Source organism: Amycolatopsis sp. NPDC031561 (assembly GCF_055580625.1).
In genome coordinates, this window is sequence record NZ_JBVILA010000008.1 from 22102 (window position 1) to 38412 (window position 16311).

Genomic DNA, 16311 nt, shown 5'->3' on the forward strand with positions numbered 1-16311 from the left:
GCAGGACTACGCTCATCTGCCATGAGCGCGGTGTACGACTGCAGCAAGCGTGAATCCCGGGCCGACGGGCTCGCCGCGGCGGCGAGCGCGGTGCGTTCCAGCCGCCTCGTGGTCCTCCCGACCGACACGGTCTACGGCATCGGCGCGGACGCCTTCGACGGCGGCGCCGTCCAGTCCCTCCTGCGGGCCAAGAACCGCGGTCCGGACATGCCGGTCGGCGTCCTGGTCGGCTCCTGGTCCACTGTGGACGGGCTCGTGCTCGGCACGCCGCCGCAGGCCCGCGCGCTCATCGAGGCCTTCTGGCCCGGCGACCTCTCCATCGTCCTGCCGCACGCGCCGAGCCTGCAGTGGGACCTGGGCCAGTCACGCGGGACGGTGATGCTGCGCATGCCGCTGCACCCGGTCGCGCTGGAACTGCTGCGTGACGTCGGCCCGATGGCGGTCTCCAGCGCCAACGTCTCCGGTCAGCCGCCCGCCTCCACCGCGCAGGAAGCCGTCGACCAGCTCGGCGACAGCGTCGCGGTGTACCTCGACGGCGGATCCACCGGGGAACCCGTGCCGTCCTCGATGGTCGACCTCACCGGTGACGACCCGGTCATCCTGCGGGAGGGCGCGGTCAGCCGCGCCGCGATCGCGGAAGTACTGGGAGTGCCCGCGGAGTCACTCGCCTAGGACACGGCCTGGTCCCCGAGTCTGAGGACCGTCCGCCGCCGTATCCCCCTGGCGCGGTAGCGTGTTCGAGTGACTTGGACCTCGGCGGCGTAACGCACCATGCCTCCTACGCAAGGCCTCCCGATCCGGGAGTACATCCTCGTCGCCCTCACCGCGGCGGCCGTTACCTTCCTGCTCACCGGCGTGGTTCGCCGGGTCGCCATCCGGATCGGCGCGATCGCCAACCCGCGGGCCCGCGACGTCCACGTCACGCCGATCCCCCGGATGGGCGGCATCGGCATCTTCCTCGGCGTGGCCGCCGCGATGGGGCTCGCACACCAGTTGCCCGCGCTGAGCCGCGGTTTCGACTACTCCTTCGACTCGCTGGGCGTCCTGCTCGCCGCGGGTGTGATCTCCCTGATCGGCGCGCTCGACGACCGGTTCGAGCTGGACGCCTGGACGAAACTGGCTGGCCAGGTCATGTGCGCCGGGATCCTGGTGATCTTCGGCGTGCAGTGGGTGTCGTTCTGGGTGCCGTGGGGAGGCGGCGACGGATCCTTCGGCCAGGTCCTGGTGCTGGACAAGAACCAGGGCGCGCTGCTGACGGTCGTGCTGGTGGTCGTCATGGTCAACGCGATGAACTTCGTCGACGGCCTCGACGGGCTCGCCGGCGGCCTCGGTTTCATCGCCGCCGCGGCGACGTGCTCGTTCTCGCTCGGCCTGCTCGACTCCTCGGGCGGTGACGTCGGCGCGTATCCGCCCGCCCTCATCGCCGCCACGCTCGCCGGGGCCTGTCTCGGCTTCCTGCCGTACAACTTCCAGCCCGCGAAGATCTTCATGGGCGACTCGGGGTCGATGATGATCGGCCTCATGCTGGCGGGCGCGACGACGTCCGCGTCGGGCCGCGTTCCCTACCCGCAGTTCAGCGGCAAGGACGCGCTCGCGCTGCTCTCGCCGCTCGTCGTGGTCGCCGCGGTGCTGTTCGTGCCGCTGCTCGACCTGATCATGGCGGTCATCCGCCGCACCCGCCGCGGCGAGAGCCCGTTCGCCGCGGACAAGATGCACCTGCACCACCGGCTGCTGGAGATCGGCCATTCGCAGCGCCGCGCGGTACTGCTCATCTACTTGTGGGCGGGCCTGCTCGCGTTCGGCGCCGTCTCGGTGACGTTGTTCGACGACGCCGCGGTTTTCTGGATTGTCGGATTCGGTTTCCTGCTCGCGACTCTGGTGTCGGTCATCCCGCGGCTGCGGTCGCGGAACCGAACCGCCTGAAAGACGGGATCGGCGCGGGCCTACACTGGACGGCTGAGACGACCAGGGAGTTTTCTGTGAGCGAGACCGAGAAGACCGTCGAGGCGGAGGAGAACCCCCACGCCAAGGTGGTTCTGCAGGCGGCCAACGCGATGATGAAGGCTTCCCTGAAGCTGGTTCCGCCGGCGGTGCTGATCTGCGTCGTGGTGTTCACCATCCTCAAAGGACAGCCGGGCCTGCTCGGCTCGGCCATCGGCGGCGTGCTCGCCCTCGTGTCCGCCGTCGCGACGCTGGGCCTCATGCGCTTCAGCGCGGGCATGGACCCGATGTTCGTGATGGTGATCGCTCTCGGTGGCTACGTACTCAAGCTCATCCTTCTTTTCGCCGCGCTGAGCGTGCTTCGCGGAGTGGACTCGATCCACCCGATGGCGCTGGGCGTCACCATGATCGTCGCGATCCTCGTGGCCGCCGCGGTGGAGTTCGCGGCGTTCCGCAAGACCAAGATCCCGACGATCATCCCCGCCTCCCACTGATTTCGGGACTCAGGTCCTGACCTGGGCCGGGACCTAGGTCCTCGGCCGTTCAGGGGCAATGTAGTACGCCTGTACGGCCCGTCGGAACCTGCTGATATGGTCCGCGTATGGGCGGCGGCCTCGGCTGCCGGCTCCCGATGACGAACCCCGAACAGCAGTGTGGCGACGGTGTTGAATCGTCCCTCATTACCCGCTGGTAGGCGTCTGTCTCCCGGGAGCACTGCATCGAGAATCCTCGTGTGCGGAACGTGAAGCCGTGTTCAGCACATCGTGGGGTGGCCGCCTCCGACGGCCCGATACGTGTCGGGTACGTTAAGTCCAGATCGTGACGATTCCCCCGGCGGAGTGAACGCCGGCCGGGAGAACCGGAAGGAGCCCAGTGGGCGCGCTGGTACTAGCCGAGGGTGCGGAGTTCGCGCCGCCTGGCGTCAAAGACTTCAACCTGCCGCCGTTGTTCGGTTCCGGCTATTGGTTGAGCTTCACCAAGCCGATGCTGCTGGTGGTCATCTCCCTGATCATCCTCGTCACCTACTTCATGGTGTCGTCGCGCCGGTTGAAGGTCGTCCCGGGCAAGGGACAGTTCATCGCCGAATCGATTTACAACTTCGGCCGCAACAACATCGCGCGGGAGCAGATCGGCTCCGCCGACTTCAAGCCGTTCATCCCGCTTGTGCTCGGTCTCTTCAGCTTCGTGCTGGTGAACAACCTCTTCGGGATCATCCCGTTCTTCCAGTTCCCCACGATGGCGCGAATCGGCTTCCCGGTCGCACTCGCGTTCCTTGTCGTTTACCCGGTGTATCACTACGTCGGGTTCAAGCGCCACGGTTTCAAGGGTTATCTGAAGAAGGAACTGGCCCCGGCGGGTATTCCCGGGTTCGTTCTGCCGCTGTACTCCACCATCGAGTTCGCGCAGAAGTTCTTCATCGCGCCGGCCACGCTGGCGATCCGAGTCTTCGCGGCGATGTTCGCCGGGCACCTGATCATCATGGTCTTCACGCTCGGTGGGAGCTTCCTGCTGACCGAAGGCGAAGGCCTCGTGAAAATCGCGTCTCCGGTGGCGTTCCTGTTCGCCATCGCGATGACCTTCCTGGAGGCATTCATCCAGGTCCTGCAGGCATTTATTTTCGCACTGCTGTCCGCAGGGTACATCGGCGCCGCACTGGCGTCGGAGCACTGAGTAACACCAAAAGCCCCCGATCCGCGTGAGTCGCGCGGACCGAGTTTGAAGGGAAACGCACGTGAGCAACATCGTTCTTGCGCAGCAGGCTGCCGAGGCCGTCAGCATCAACAAGGGTCTCGCCGCCATCGGTTACGGCCTCGGCGCGATCGGCCCCGGTATCGGTGTGGGTCTCATCTTCGCCGCCGTCATCAACGGCACCGCCCGTCAGCCGGAGGCCCAGGGCAAGCTGCAGAGCATCGCCTTCTCGACCTTCGTTCTGACCGAGGTGCTGGCGCTGATCGGTATCGTCATCTACTTCCTCGCCTCCGCCTAGGGCTGAGTTCCGCTCATCGCTTAAGGAGACGTTGTGCTGAAGACCGAATTGGTGTTGGCCGCCGAAGAGGTGCCCAACCCGATCGTGCCGCACGTTCCCGAGCTCATCCTCGGATTCATCGCCTTCCTTCTGCTGCTGTTCGTTCTGAAGAAGTACGTCGTCCCGCGTTTCGAGACGGCATACGAAGAGCGCACCAAGCTGATCGAGGGTGGCATCGAGCGGGCCGAGAAGGCGCAGGCCGAAGCCGAAGAAAACCTTGCGCAGTACAAGGCGCAGCTGGCGGAAGCCCGTTCCGAGGCCGCGAAGATCCGCGACGACGCCCGGCTCGAAGCCGAGCAGATCAAGGCGGAACTGCGGGCCGAGGCGGAGTCCGAGTCCCAGCGCATCGTCGCCCAGGGCCAGGCTCAGCTGCAGGCCCAGAAGGCGCAGATCATCGCCGAGCTGCGCGCCGAACTCGGCCGTAACTCCGTCGAGCTGGCCAGCCGCATCGTCGGCGAGTCGCTCGCGGACGACGCGCGCCGTCACGGCACCGTGGACCGGTTCCTTGCCGAGCTGGAGACCGCGGGTGCCTCCAACGGAGCGGGGAAGTAGACCAGAATGACGCTGCATGCTGCGAGCCGTGAAGCGCTCGACCTCGCCGAGAATCGTCTCGGCGAGGTTCTGGCCGCCGCGGGTACTGACCCGGCGACGGTCGGCGACGAGTTGCTTTCGGTCGTCACCCTGCTGGACCGGGAGATCGGCCTTCGCCGGGCCGTCGCCGACGGTTCGGCTTCGCCCGAAGCCCGGATCGGCCTCGCCCGCGGGATCCTCGCGGGCAAGGTTTCCGAACCGGCCCTGCAGGTGCTCGACTCCGTGGCGGGCAGCCGCTGGTCGAGCCCGCGCGAACTGACCGACGGGCTCGAGGCCCTCGGCCGCTCGGCGCTGCTCACCAGTGCGGAGAAGTCCGGGAACGTCGACGCTGTCGAAGACCAGCTGTTCCGGGTCACCCGTATCGTTGCGGGCGCCCCGGAGCTCGAGCGGGCACTGTCGGACCTGACAGCCCCCGCGGAGGCGAAGCGGACCCTCGTCCGCAACCTGTTCGCCGACAAGGTGGACGTGGTCACCGAGACCCTCGTCGAGCAGGTCGTCCTGCGCGCCAAGGGCCGCGGGGTCGCCAACGCGCTCGAGCGGCTGGTCCAGCTGGCCGCGGAACGCCGTGAACGCTCGGTCGCCCAGGTGACCAGCGCGAGCGCGCTGTCCGACGAGCAGCAGGCTCGGCTGAGCGAGAAGCTCAACGCCCTTTACGGGCGGCAGCTCGCGCTGCACGTCGAGGTCGACCCGTCACTGGGCGGCGGACTCGTCGTCCGCGTCGGTGACGAGGTCATCGACGGCAGCACCGCGGGGCGCATCGACGCCCTGCGTCGCCGGTTGGCTGGCTGACCCACATCAACGACTTTGCACACTGGCACGAACGAAGCGAGAGCGGGATTGAAATGGCGGAGCTGACGATCTCCTCGGATGAGATCCGTAGCGCGATCGAGAACTACGTCTCGAGTTACGCCCCGGACGTGAGCCGGGAAGAGGTTGGCGTCGTCATCGACGCCGGTGACGGTATCGCCCACGTAGAGGGCCTTCCCTCGGCCATGGCCAACGAGCTGCTCGAGTTCCCCGGCGGGGTCCTCGGCGTCGCGCTGAACCTGGACGCGCGCTCCATCGGTGCCGCGATCCTCGGTGACTTCGAGACCGTCGTCGAAGGCCAGCAGGTCAAGCGCACCGGCCAGGTCCTCTCGGTCCCGGTCGGCGAGGGCTACCTCGGCCGCGTGGTGAACCCGCTGGGCGCCCCGATCGACGGCCTCGGCGAGATCGAGACCACCGAGCGTCGCCCGCTGGAGGTCAAGGCCGCTTCGGTGGTCGAGCGCCAGCCGGTGGCCGAGCCGCTGCAGACCGGTATCACCGCGATCGACGCGATGACCCCGATCGGCCGTGGACAGCGCCAGCTGATCATCGGTGACCGCAAGACCGGTAAGACGGCCGTCGCGGTGGACACGATCATCAACCAGAAGGCCAACTGGGAGACCGGCGACCCGAAGAAGCAGGTTCGCTGCATCTACGTCGCCGTCGGCCAGAAGGGCTCCACGATCGCGGCCGTGAAGAAGTCCCTCGAGGACGCCGGCGCGATGGAGTACACCACCATCGTCGCGGCCCCCGCGTCGGACTCCGCCGGCTTCAAGTGGATCGCGCCGTACACCGGTTCGGCCATCGGCCAGCACTGGATGTACGAGGGCAAGCACGTCCTCATCGTGTTCGACGACCTGACCAAGCAGGCCGACGCGTACCGCGCGATCTCGCTGCTGCTGCGTCGCCCGCCGGGCCGTGAAGCCTTCCCCGGCGACGTCTTCTACTTGCACTCCCGTCTCCTCGAGCGTTGCGCCAAGCTCTCGGACGAGCTGGGCGCGGGCTCGCTGACCGGTCTCCCGATCATCGAGACCAAGGCGAACGACGTGTCGGCGTACATCCCGACCAACGTCATCTCGATCACCGACGGTCAGTGCTTCTTCCAGTCGGACCTCTTCAACGCCGGTCAGCGCCCGGCCATCGACGTGGGTATCTCGGTTTCCCGCGTGGGTGGTGCCGCGCAGGTCAAGGCGATGAAGGACGTTTCGGGTTCGCTCCGGATCGACCTGTCGCAGTACCGCGAGCTGGAGGCCTTCGCGGCCTTCGCCTCGGACCTCGACGACGCGTCGAAGGCGCAGCTCGAGCGTGGTGCCCGCCTGTACGAGGTGCTCAAGCAGCCGCAGTACTCGCCGATCCCGGTCGAGGAGCAGGTCGTCACGGTGTACCTCGGCACGAACGGTCACTTCGACACGGTTCCGACCGAGGACGTGCGCCGCTTCCGTGACGAGTTCATCGACTCCGCGCGCCGCAAGCACGGAGAGCTCCTCAAGGACATCCGCGAGTCGGGCAAGTTCTCCAAGGAGACCGCTTCCGGGCTGGTCGACGCGGTGAACGAGTTCAAGAAGGAGTTCACCACCGCCGAGGGCAAGAGCCTGGTCGAGGTCTCCGACGCCATGGACGCCGAGAAGGTCGGGCAGGAGACCGTCAAGGTCAACAAGCCCGCACCGAAGAAGTGAGCTGGTAGCTCATGGCCGCACAACTCCGAGAACTCCGGTCGCGTATCAAGGCGACCAAGTCCATCGGCAAGATCACCAAGGCGATGGAGCTCATCGCCACCGCGCGCATCACCAAGGCGCGGGCGAAGGTCGCGGCGTCGCGCCCCTACGCGGACGAGATCACGAACGTGCTCTCCGCGTTGGCCAGCGCCTCGTCCAACCTCGACCACCCGTTGCTGGTCGAGCGCCCCAACGCGAAGCGCGCGGCGGTCCTCGTGATCACCAGCGACAAGGGCCAGTGCGGTGGATACAACTCCAACGTGCTGAAGGCGACCGAGGAGCTCCTGACGCTGCTGCGCCAGCAGGGCAAGGAGCCGGTGCTGTACGTGACCGGCAACAAGGGCCTGAGCTACTACCGGTTCCGCGGCCGCGAGGTGACCGAAGGCTGGACGGGGTTCTCCGACCAGCCCGGTTACGTCAACGCCTCGACCGCCGGTGAGCTCATCGTCGAGTCGTTCCTGAACGGCGCCGACGACGAGGCGGGCAACGCCGACGGCATCCTGGGTGTCGACGAGATCCACGTCGTCTACACCGAGTTCGTCTCGATGCTCACCCAGCGTCCGACGGCCAAGCGCGTCGCGCCGCTCGAGGTCGAGTACACCGAGGGTGACGAAGAGAAGCCCGAAGGCCTGCTCCCGAGCTACGAGTTCGAGCCCAGCGCCGAGAAGCTGCTCTCCGCTTTGCTGCCGAAGTACATCAACACGCGGATCTTCGCGGCGATGCTCGAGTCGGCCGCGTCCGAACTCGCCGCTCGCCGTACCGCGATGAAGGCGGCGTCGGACAACGCGAACGATCTGGTGAACACGCTGACGCGGGAGGCGAACCAGGCCCGCCAGGCGCAGATCACCCAGGAGATCTCCGAAATCGTCGGTGGCGCGAACGCGCTGACCGCAGCAGGAAGTGATGACTGATGACCAGTACTGAAACCCCGCGTGCCAAGGGGCGCATCGTCTCGGTGACCGGCCCGGTCGTCGACGTCGAGTTCCCGCGCGGTGCCGTTCCCGACCAGTTCAACGCGCTCAAGGTCGAAATCGAGTTCGAGCAGCTGCGCAAGACGGTGACCCTCGAGGTCGCCAGCCACCTCGGTGACAACCTCGTCCGCACCATCTCGCTCCAGCCGCAGGACGGCCTGGTGCGTGGCGCCGAGGTCACCAACACCGGTGGCCCCATCACCGTCCCGGTGGGCGACAAGGTCAAGGGCCACGTCTACAACGCGCTCGGCGAGTGCCTCGACGAGCCCGGCTACGGCGATGACCTCGAGCGCTGGGGCATCCACCGCAACCCGCCTTCCTTCGACCAGCTCGAAGGCAAGACGAAGATGCTGGAGACCGGCCTCAAGGTCGTCGACCTGCTGACCCCGTACGTCGAGGGTGGCAAGATCGGCCTGTTCGGCGGTGCCGGTGTCGGCAAGACGGTGCTCATCAAGGAGATGATCACCCGTGTCGCCCGGAACTTCGGTGGTACCTCGGTGTTCGCCGGTGTCGGCGAGCGCACCCGTGAGGGCAACGACCTCTTCCTGGAGATGTCCGAGGACGGCGTCATCAACGACACCGCCCTCGTCTTCGGTCAGATGGACGAGCCGCCGGGCACCCGTATGCGGGTCGCGCTGTCCGCGCTGACCATGGCGGAGTACTTCCGCGATGTGCAGAACCAGGACGTGCTGCTCTTCATCGACAACATCTTCCGGTTCACCCAGGCCGGTTCCGAGGTGTCGACCCTGCTGGGCCGCATGCCTTCGGCCGTGGGTTACCAGCCGACGCTGGCCGACGAGATGGGTCAGCTCCAGGAGCGGATCACCTCGACCCGTGGTCGTTCGATCACCTCGATGCAGGCGATCTACGTCCCCGCGGACGACTACACCGACCCGGCCCCGGCCACGACGTTCGCCCACCTGGACGCCACCACGGAGCTTTCGCGTGGCGTGTTCCAGAAGGGCATCTTCCCGGCGGTGGACCCGCTGGCGTCGACGTCGACCATTCTCGACCCGGCCATCGTCGGTGAGGACCACTACCGGGTGGCCTCCGAGGTCATCCGGATCCTGCAGAAGTACAAGGAACTGCAGGACATCATCGCGATCCTCGGTATGGACGAGCTGTCGGAAGAAGACAAGCTGACCGTTCAGCGCGCGCGCCGCATCGAGCGGTTCCTGTCGCAGAACATGCTGGTCGCCGAGGCGTTCACGCAGATCCCGGGCTCGACCGTGCCGCTGTCGGAGACCATCGAGTCCTTCGACCGCATCACCAAGGGCGACTTCGACCACTACCCGGAGCAGGCGTTCCTGGGTATCGGTGGCCTCGAAGACCTCGAGAAGAAGTACAAGGAAATCACCAAGAAGTGATGTTCCGATGAGCGGCGGGATCAGTGTCTACTGTGGACGCTGGTCCCGCCGTTCGCATAGATGGAACCTTGACTATTACACTCGGTGGCAGCACCTGAGGTGAAGGGAAGCTACGTGGCTGAGATTTCTGTCGAGCTGGTAGCCGTCGAGCGCCGTCTCTGGTCCGGTACCGCCACGTTCGTGGTGGCCCAGACCACCGAGGGCGAGATCGGCATCATGGCCGGTCACGAGCCGGTTCTCGGCCAGCTCGTCGAAGGCGGCGTCGTGAAGGTGACGACCACGGACGGCGAGATCGTGACCGCCGCGGTGCACGGCGGCTTCCTGTCGGTCACCGCGACCGGCGTGAGCATCCTCGCCGAGAGCGCGGAACTTTCGCACGAGATCGACGTCGACGCGGCCAAGAAGGCGTTGAGCGGCGAAGACGAGCAAGAGCGGGCTAGGGCAGCCGCCCAGCTCCGCGCGGCCGGTCAGTCGGTCTGACCGGGAATCGGGCAGGGGCCGGGCCGTGGAAATCGCCGTGGGTGTTCTCGGGGCCCTGACCATCCTGGCTGTTTTCGCGGCCTGGTATTCGTTGCGATGGGTCCGGATGCGCCGCGGTGGTGGCGTGAGCGTCGCGCTGCGGTGGCGTCCGGACGAGGCGCGGTCCAGCTGGCATCTGGGGCTGGGCCGCTACGAAGGCGACGAGTTCGTCTGGTTCCGGGTGTGGAGCCTGCGGACCGGCCCGGACCGGGTGTTCCAGCGGGCGAGCATGGAGATCGCGGATCGGCGCGATCCCTCCGGCACGGAGGCGTACGCCGTCCCCGAAGGTTCGATCGTCCTGCGCTGTGAGTCGGCCACGCAGGAGGCGATCGAGATCGCGATGGGCCCCGGCGCCCTCACCGGCTTCCTCTCCTGGCTGGAGTCCGCTCCTCCGGGCAGGCGCCTCCCGCGCGCTTCCTGAATCGGTTCCGGAAACGCCGTATGCTCGCGGCGTGACCATCGTCGACATCCCCGGTTCGAAGTCGATCACCGCCCGAGGCCTGTTCCTCGCGGCCGCCGCCCACGGTACGACCGTGCTGAGCAGGCCACTGAGTTCGGATGACTCCGAGGGCTTCGCCGAGGGCCTTCTCAAGCTCGGCTATCAGGTATCCCGCACTTCCGGCGAGTGGATCATCGAGGGCAGGCCAGAGGGTCCCGCCGTCGACAGCGCGGACGTCTTCTGCCGCGACGGTGCCACCACCGCGCGCTTCCTCCCCGCCCTGGCCGCGGCCGGCCACGGGACCTTCCGCTTCGACGCCTCCGAGCAGATGCGCGCGCGGCCGCTGGGGCCTCTCACCGACGCACTGCTGGAACTGGGCGTCGACCTCACCTTCGAAGGCAAGCCGGGTCACCATCCGCTGGTGGTGCGGGCCGCCGGGATCAAGGGCGGGGACCTGACGCTGGACGCGGGGCTGTCTTCGCAGTTCCTGACCGCGTTGCTGCTGGTCGGGCCGCTGGCCACCGAGGGACTGCGGATCACCGTGACCGACCTCGTTTCGGTGCCCTACGTCGAGATCACCATCGCGATGATGCGGCGCTTCGGCGTCGAGGTCGTCCGGGACGGCGACACGTTCGTCGTGCCGCCCACGCCGTACCAGGCGTGCCGCTACGAGATCGAACCCGACGCTTCGACGTCGAGCTACTTCTTCGCGGCGGCGGCGTTGACCGGGCGGTCGGTGACCGTGCCGGGCCTCGGCGACGGCGCTCTGCAAGGGGATCTGGCCTTCGTCGAGGTCCTGCGGCAGATGGGCGCGGACGTCGAGGTCGGCCCGGACGCCGTCACCGTGACCGGAACGGGCGGGCTGCGCGGCGTCACGGTGAACATGCGCGACATCTCCGACACGGTGCCGACGCTCGCGGCCATCGCGCCGTTCGCGGACGGGCCGGTGCGGATCGAGGACGTCTACAACACGCGGATCAAGGAATGCGACCGGCTCGCGGCGTGCGAGGAGAACCTGCGCGCGATGGGTGTCCCGGTGGAGACCGGGCGGGACTGGATCGAGATCCAGCCTGCCACGCCTTCGGGTGCTCTGGTGAAGTGCCGTCGGGATCACCGGATCGCGATGGCGTTCAGTGTCACCGGGCTGCGGACGCCGGGGATCACGCTGGACGATCCGGGGTGCGTGAAGAAGACCTTCCCCGGGTTCCACGACGCTCTCGCTTCGCTTCGCGGCTCCTGGGGGCTGTGACCACTCCGCCGCAATTAGTCCTCTAGTTGCGGTTGGGTCGTGAAGCGAAGCGAACATGAGATCTTCACCGACCGGCATTTCTACCGGGCTGCGAACGTGATCCCCGTCTATTCTCGGCGTATGACTCAGAGCGAGGACACGAACCGCTGGAGCCACCTTCCCGAGTCCGTGTCCCTGGAGGACACGATCACGATGAAGGCGATCGACCCGGGCAAGGACGGCACGCCCGACGTCGACCTCGAGCGCTATTGGGCGGCACGGGAACAGGGCTGACCGGAGCTGAAGGACGCTTTCGCCGCGTCTTACGTGGGGAAAGCGTCCTTCAGCTCGCGCCGCCGGGCTGCCACAGGATGTCGCCGTCCGGATTGGCCAGTCGCGACAGGATGAACAGCAGATCCGAAAGCCGGTTCAGGTACTTGATCGCCAGCTGATTGGTCGTGTCCTGCTCCGCCTCGAACAGCGCCCAGCCCGAGCGCTCCGCCCGGCGCGCGACGGTGCGTGCCTGGTGCAGAACCGCCGCCCCCGGAGTACCACCCGGCAGGATGAACGACGTCAACTTCGGCACGCGCTCGTTGAACTCGTCGCACCAGCCTTCCAGCCGTTCGATGTACCGCTCGGTGATGCGCAGCGGCTCGTAGGGCGGGTTCTCCACGATCGGCGCGCACAGATCCGCGCCGACGTCGAAGAGATCGTTCTGGATCCCACGCAGGACATCGGCGATTTCCCCGGAGAGACCGCCCATCGCGAGCGCGAGCCCGATGACGGAGTTGGCTTCGTCGACGTCGGCGTACGCGGCCAGCCGCGGCGACGTCTTCGGCACGCGGGAGCCGTCGCCGAGTGCCGTGGTGCCGTTGTCGCCGACCTTCGTGTAAACGCGGTTGATGCGAACGACCATGAAGCCGACTCTACCGGCCCGGCGTAAGGCAAATCCGGGCGAGAGGGCATGATTGGCGCCCATGAGCGAGCACTTCGACGTGCACGGCGGAGCACGGCTGGTCGGCGAGGTCGACGTGGTCGGAGCGAAGAACAGCGTCCTGAAACTGATGGCCGCGGCCCTGTTGGCCGAGGGCACGACGACCATCACGAACTGCCCCCAGATCCTGGACGTCCCGCTGATGGGCGACGTCCTGCGCAGCGTCGGCTGCGACGTCGTCATCGACGGCGACACCGCCAAGATCACCACTCCGGCCGAACTGTCCCACCGAGCCGATTCGGCCGCGATGGGCAAGCTGCGCGCGTCGGTCTGCGTGCTGGGCCCGCTGGTCGGACGGCTCAAGCAGGCCGTCGTGGCGCTGCCGGGCGGTGACGCCATCGGCTCCCGGCCGCTGGACATGCACCAGAACGGCTTGCGCAAGCTGGGCGCCACCAGCACCATCGAGCACGGCTGCGTCGTGGCGAAGGCCGACGGCCTGCGCGGCGCGCAGATCTGGCTGGACTTCCCGAGCGTCGGCGCCACCGAGAACATCCTGATGGCCGCCGTGCTCGCCGAGGGCACCACGGTCATCGACAACGCCGCGCGCGAGCCCGAGATCGTCGACATCTGCACGATGCTCATCGAGATGGGCGCGAAGGTCGAAGGCGCGGGCACCTCGACCCTCACCGTCGAGGGCGTCGAGAAGCTCAACCCCACCGAGCACCGCGTGATCGGCGACCGGATCGTCGGCGCGACCTGGGCGTTCGCCGCGGCGATGACCCGGGGCGACCTGACCGTCCGCGGCGTCAACCCGCACTACCTCGATCTGGTCCTCGACAAGCTCCGCCTGGCGGGCGCCGAGGTCGAGACGTTCGACGGCGAGGGTTTCCGCATCGTCCAGAACGAGCGCCCGAAGGCGGTCGACTGGGTGACGCTGCCGTACCCCGGTTTCGCGACCGACCTGCAGCCGTTCGCGGTGGCGCTGTCGGCGGTGTCCGAAGGCACCTCGATGATCACGGAGAACATCTACGAGGCCCGCTTCCGGTTCATCGAAGAGATGATGCGGCTCTCCGGCGACGCGCGCACCGACGGGCACCACGCCGTCGTCCGTGGCGTGGAGCGGCTCTCCAGCGCGCCGGTGTGGGCGGCGGACATCCGCGCCGGGGCCGGGCTGGTGCTGGCCGGGCTGTGCGCGGACGGCGTCACCGAGGTCTGGGACGTCTTCCACATCGACCGCGGCTACCCGCATTTCGTGGAGAACCTGAACCGGCTCGGCGCCCGCATCGAGCGGGTCTCGGGCGAGCCCGAGCGGGCCTAGCCCTCCAACACGAGCGCGGCGCCGAAACCGACCAGTGCGGTTCCGGTGACGCCGTCGAGCACGCGGCGGACCTTGCGGCGTTCCATCCAGGTCCGAACGCGGTGCACGAAGAACAGCAGCAGAAGCTGGGCGAAGGTCCCGGCCGCCGCGATCGTGTAGGCCAGCAGGAGGGCGTCACCGGTGCCGGTGACGCCCGGGGTCAGGAACTGCGGCAGCACCGACAGGTACAGCACGAGGACCTTCGGATTGGTGACGTTGGAGAGGAAACCTTCGCGCCAGCGCCGGAATCCGCCTCGCCGGGCGGCCGCGGTTTCGGCAAGCCGCCCGTAGTCGCCGCGGAAGGCGCCGATCAGCGCCCGGATCCCGAGGTAGCAGAGGTAGGCCGCACCGGCCCACTTCACGGCCTCGAACACCGGACGCGAGTTCATGATGACGGCGCCGAGCCCGAGCGCGGCCGCCGTCGCTTGCGCGAGGTTCGCGATGCCGATGCCGAAGCAGGCCCAGCCGCCACCGCGGATCCCGCCGGAGAGCGCGTTCTTCAGCACCACCATGTTGTCCGGGCCGGGGACGAGGGCCAGCGCCAGCATCATCAGCGCGAAACCGCCGTAGACGCCCCAGGTCATGACTCGAACGCCAGCGCGGCGCCGAAACCGACCAGTGCGGTTCCGGTGACGCCGTCGAGCGCGCGGCGGACCTTGCGCCGCTCCAGCCAGGTCCGCACGCGGTGCACGAAGAACAGCAGTATCAACAGCCAGATCGCGCCCAGCACGGCGACCGTGTAGGCGAGCAGCAGCGCGTCCCACGCGGAGGTCTTCACCGGGTCGAGGAACTGCGGCAGCACCGACAGGTACAGCACGAGGACCTTCGGGTTGGTGATGTTGGAGAGGAAGCCTTCACGGAAGCGGCGGAATCCGCTCGACCGTTGCTGCTTCACCGCGGCGAGGCCGGAGTAGTCACCACGCCACGCCCCGCGCAGCGCCTGGAAACCGAGGAAGACGAGGTAGGCGGCGCCGACCCACTTGAGCGTCACGAACACCGGCTGGGACTGCGCGATGACGACGCCGAGTCCGAGCGCGGCGGCGGTGCCCTGGACGGAGTTGGCCACGAAGATCCCGGCCGTCGCCAGTAATCCGCCACGGTTGCCGCCGGACAGCGAGTTCTTGAGCATCACCATCGTGTCCGGCCCCGGTGCGAGGACGATCAAGACGACGATGAGCAGATAGCTGCTGTAAGAACTCCAGGTCACGCTTGCCCACGCTAGACGCCGGGCACTGGCGCGTCTCGCGGATTTCGGTCACAGTCACAATTCCGGCAAAGCCCTGTTCAGCGGGATGAAGTGGGCTTATCGTCCGCTCATGTATCTGGGGGATACGGGGCTGTTGCCCGGTGAAAGCCCGCTTTGGGAAGGCGTGCCGAAGAGTGTTCCGGCCGTCGAGAAGAGTGACCTGTTCATCGTGCCGGGGCTGCTGTTCGTCGGCTTCTGGGTCCACATGGCTTCACAGACCACTTCGTCGCCGCTGTTCGTCTACGTGGCGCCGACAGTGATCGTGTTGCTCTGGATCGGCCAGCTGATCACCCGGTACTTCAAGAGGCGGTCGAGTTCGTTCGTGGTGACCGATCGGCGTGTCGTGGTCCGGCGAAAGGGAGCCGATGTCACGTCGTGCTACCTGAGCGACCTGGGGCCACCGCAGCTGGCGGAGCACGCGAACGGAACCGGCACCATCACCTTCGGCGGCGGTGGTCTGCTGGCCGGCTTCCTGGGAGGCAAGAAATCCGAGGGCGCCGAGTCGTCGCTTCCGGAGCTGGTCGGGATCGACGACGCGCGCCGCGTCCGCGACCTGATCGCCACGGCCCAGCATCAGGCGAGGTAGCGCGATGGAACGCATCGACGCCGATCTGCTACCGGGCGAGCGCCTGCTGTGGTCCGGCAAGCCCCAGCGGATTCCGTTGCTGGCCAAGAACGACTTGATCTTGCTTCCCGCTGTCGTGGTCATCAGTTGCGTAGTTTTCGGTGGTTTGCGCGACGGGTTCCCACCCTTCCTCTGGGGCGTGCTCCTGCTGATCGCCGGCCTCTGGCTCGGCAGGCCGGTCCTCCGGTACACCGCGTTGCGGACGGCTTCGTACGGGATCACCGATCGGCGCGTCATGGTCTGGACGAAGGGGAAACAAGCGGTGGCCCACTACCTGACGGACCTCGGCCCGCCGTACGTCCGCGAGAACCCGGACGGCACCGGGACGGTCTGCTTCAACCTCGCCCCCGCGGACTTCGTCCAGACGACCGGAAGGGGATGGATGGACCAGTCCTGGTCCGACGTGGGCCTGGATCCGAAGTACCCGGAACTGCTGAACATCGAGCATCCGGCGGTGGTCCGCGACCTGATCGACTCCGCCCAGCGGGAAGGCCGCTAGGTCCATTCGGCCCGAAGGCAACCGACGAACGGACACTGCCGCCCGCCTC

General features: G+C 67.4%; 20 protein-coding genes. 17 read left to right on the forward strand and 3 right to left on the reverse strand.

From position 1 onward, the window contains the following. Window positions 1–21 precede the first annotated feature (21 nt). The 14 genes from ACZ5IK_RS18440 to ACZ5IK_RS18505 all read left to right on the forward strand — a co-directional run bounded on the left by ACZ5IK_RS18440 (window position 22) and on the right by ACZ5IK_RS18505 (window position 11895). Window positions 22–672, forward strand: coding sequence for an L-threonylcarbamoyladenylate synthase (locus ACZ5IK_RS18440; protein WP_465488763.1), 651 nt, complete (start codon window positions 22–24; stop codon window positions 670–672). A 99-nt stretch (window positions 673–771) separates the two neighbouring features. Further along, window positions 772–1923, forward strand: a complete 1152-nt coding sequence (locus ACZ5IK_RS18445) for a glycosyltransferase family 4 protein (protein WP_465488764.1) — start codon at window positions 772–774, stop codon at window positions 1921–1923. Between the two features lie 56 nt (window positions 1924–1979). Further along, the gene (locus tag ACZ5IK_RS18450; protein ID WP_465488765.1) at window positions 1980–2435 is read left to right on the forward strand and encodes a hypothetical protein; all 456 of its coding nucleotides are present in this window, start codon (window positions 1980–1982) and stop codon (window positions 2433–2435) included. A gap of 379 nt (window positions 2436–2814) precedes the next feature. Further along, window positions 2815–3612 carry a F0F1 ATP synthase subunit A gene (gene atpB / locus ACZ5IK_RS18455; protein WP_409493898.1) on the forward strand — a complete coding sequence of 266 codons (798 nt, stop codon included), beginning with the start codon at window positions 2815–2817 and terminating at the stop codon, window positions 3610–3612. A 61-nt stretch (window positions 3613–3673) separates the two neighbouring features. Beyond that, the gene (locus ACZ5IK_RS18460; RefSeq protein WP_005150354.1) at window positions 3674–3928 is read left to right on the forward strand and encodes an ATP synthase subunit c family protein; all 255 of its coding nucleotides are present in this window, start codon (window positions 3674–3676) and stop codon (window positions 3926–3928) included. Between the two features lie 33 nt (window positions 3929–3961). After that, window positions 3962–4519, forward strand: a complete 558-nt coding sequence (locus ACZ5IK_RS18465) for a F0F1 ATP synthase subunit B (RefSeq protein ID WP_465488766.1) — start codon at window positions 3962–3964, stop codon at window positions 4517–4519. A 6-nt stretch (window positions 4520–4525) separates the two neighbouring features. Next, window positions 4526–5347 (forward strand): F0F1 ATP synthase subunit delta, encoded by an 822-nt coding sequence (locus ACZ5IK_RS18470; RefSeq protein ID WP_465488767.1) that lies wholly within the window; start codon window positions 4526–4528, stop codon window positions 5345–5347. A gap of 53 nt (window positions 5348–5400) precedes the next feature. Further along, the gene (gene atpA, locus ACZ5IK_RS18475; RefSeq protein WP_465488768.1) at window positions 5401–7038 is read left to right on the forward strand and encodes a F0F1 ATP synthase subunit alpha; all 1638 of its coding nucleotides are present in this window, start codon (window positions 5401–5403) and stop codon (window positions 7036–7038) included. An 11-nt stretch (window positions 7039–7049) separates the two neighbouring features. Continuing rightward, a complete protein-coding gene (locus ACZ5IK_RS18480) occupies window positions 7050–7988 on the forward strand; it encodes a F0F1 ATP synthase subunit gamma (RefSeq protein WP_465488769.1) in 939 nt (312 codons plus the stop codon). Further along, on the forward strand, window positions 7988–9415 hold the full coding sequence (atpD, locus tag ACZ5IK_RS18485; protein WP_101610244.1) for a F0F1 ATP synthase subunit beta: 1428 nt from the start codon (window positions 7988–7990) through the stop codon (window positions 9413–9415). The genes ACZ5IK_RS18480 and atpD overlap by 1 nt, the downstream gene beginning before the upstream one ends. Window positions 9416–9529: 114 nt before the next feature. After that, on the forward strand, window positions 9530–9895 hold the full coding sequence (locus ACZ5IK_RS18490; RefSeq protein ID WP_465488770.1) for a F0F1 ATP synthase subunit epsilon: 366 nt from the start codon (window positions 9530–9532) through the stop codon (window positions 9893–9895). A 25-nt stretch (window positions 9896–9920) separates the two neighbouring features. Then, the gene (locus ACZ5IK_RS18495; RefSeq protein ID WP_101610243.1) at window positions 9921–10355 is read left to right on the forward strand and encodes a DUF2550 domain-containing protein; all 435 of its coding nucleotides are present in this window, start codon (window positions 9921–9923) and stop codon (window positions 10353–10355) included. Between the two features lie 31 nt (window positions 10356–10386). Then, window positions 10387–11622 (forward strand): 3-phosphoshikimate 1-carboxyvinyltransferase, encoded by a 1236-nt coding sequence (aroA, locus tag ACZ5IK_RS18500; protein ID WP_465488771.1) that lies wholly within the window; start codon window positions 10387–10389, stop codon window positions 11620–11622. Between the two features lie 120 nt (window positions 11623–11742). After that, entirely contained in the window at window positions 11743–11895 is a 153-nt protein-coding gene (locus tag ACZ5IK_RS18505; protein WP_228694870.1) for a hypothetical protein, read from the forward strand. Between the two features lie 49 nt (window positions 11896–11944). Here ACZ5IK_RS18505 and ACZ5IK_RS18510 read toward each other — a convergent pair whose 3' ends face one another. Further along, the gene (locus tag ACZ5IK_RS18510; RefSeq protein ID WP_465488772.1) at window positions 11945–12517 is read right to left on the reverse strand and encodes a cob(I)yrinic acid a,c-diamide adenosyltransferase; all 573 of its coding nucleotides are present in this window, start codon (window positions 12515–12517) and stop codon (window positions 11945–11947) included. Between the two features lie 61 nt (window positions 12518–12578). Between ACZ5IK_RS18510 and murA the strand changes: the two genes are divergently transcribed. Next, window positions 12579–13853 carry a UDP-N-acetylglucosamine 1-carboxyvinyltransferase gene (gene murA / locus ACZ5IK_RS18515; RefSeq protein WP_410666248.1) on the forward strand — a complete coding sequence of 425 codons (1275 nt, stop codon included), beginning with the start codon at window positions 12579–12581 and terminating at the stop codon, window positions 13851–13853. Here murA and ACZ5IK_RS18520 read toward each other — a convergent pair. Together ACZ5IK_RS18520 and ACZ5IK_RS18525 are read right to left on the reverse strand one after the other, a co-directional pair. Beyond that, window positions 13850–14476 carry a LysE family translocator gene (locus tag ACZ5IK_RS18520; protein WP_465488773.1) on the reverse strand — a complete coding sequence of 209 codons (627 nt, stop codon included), beginning with the start codon at window positions 14474–14476 and terminating at the stop codon, window positions 13850–13852. The two genes, murA and ACZ5IK_RS18520, sit on opposite strands and share 4 nt — an antisense overlap. Then, window positions 14473–15099: a LysE family translocator gene (locus ACZ5IK_RS18525; RefSeq protein WP_465488774.1), complete on the reverse strand. Its 627-nt coding sequence runs from the start codon at window positions 15097–15099 to the stop codon at window positions 14473–14475. The genes ACZ5IK_RS18520 and ACZ5IK_RS18525 overlap by 4 nt, the downstream gene beginning before the upstream one ends. Before the next feature lie 109 nt (window positions 15100–15208). On the opposite strand from ACZ5IK_RS18525, the gene ACZ5IK_RS18530 reads away from it, so the two are divergent. Both ACZ5IK_RS18530 and ACZ5IK_RS18535 read left to right on the forward strand, forming a co-directional pair. Continuing rightward, the gene (locus tag ACZ5IK_RS18530; protein WP_465488775.1) at window positions 15209–15724 is read left to right on the forward strand and encodes a hypothetical protein; all 516 of its coding nucleotides are present in this window, start codon (window positions 15209–15211) and stop codon (window positions 15722–15724) included. A 4-nt stretch (window positions 15725–15728) separates the two neighbouring features. Next, window positions 15729–16262, forward strand: a complete 534-nt coding sequence (locus ACZ5IK_RS18535; protein ID WP_465488776.1) for a hypothetical protein — start codon at window positions 15729–15731, stop codon at window positions 16260–16262. The last annotated feature ends 49 nt before the right edge of the window (window positions 16263–16311 follow it).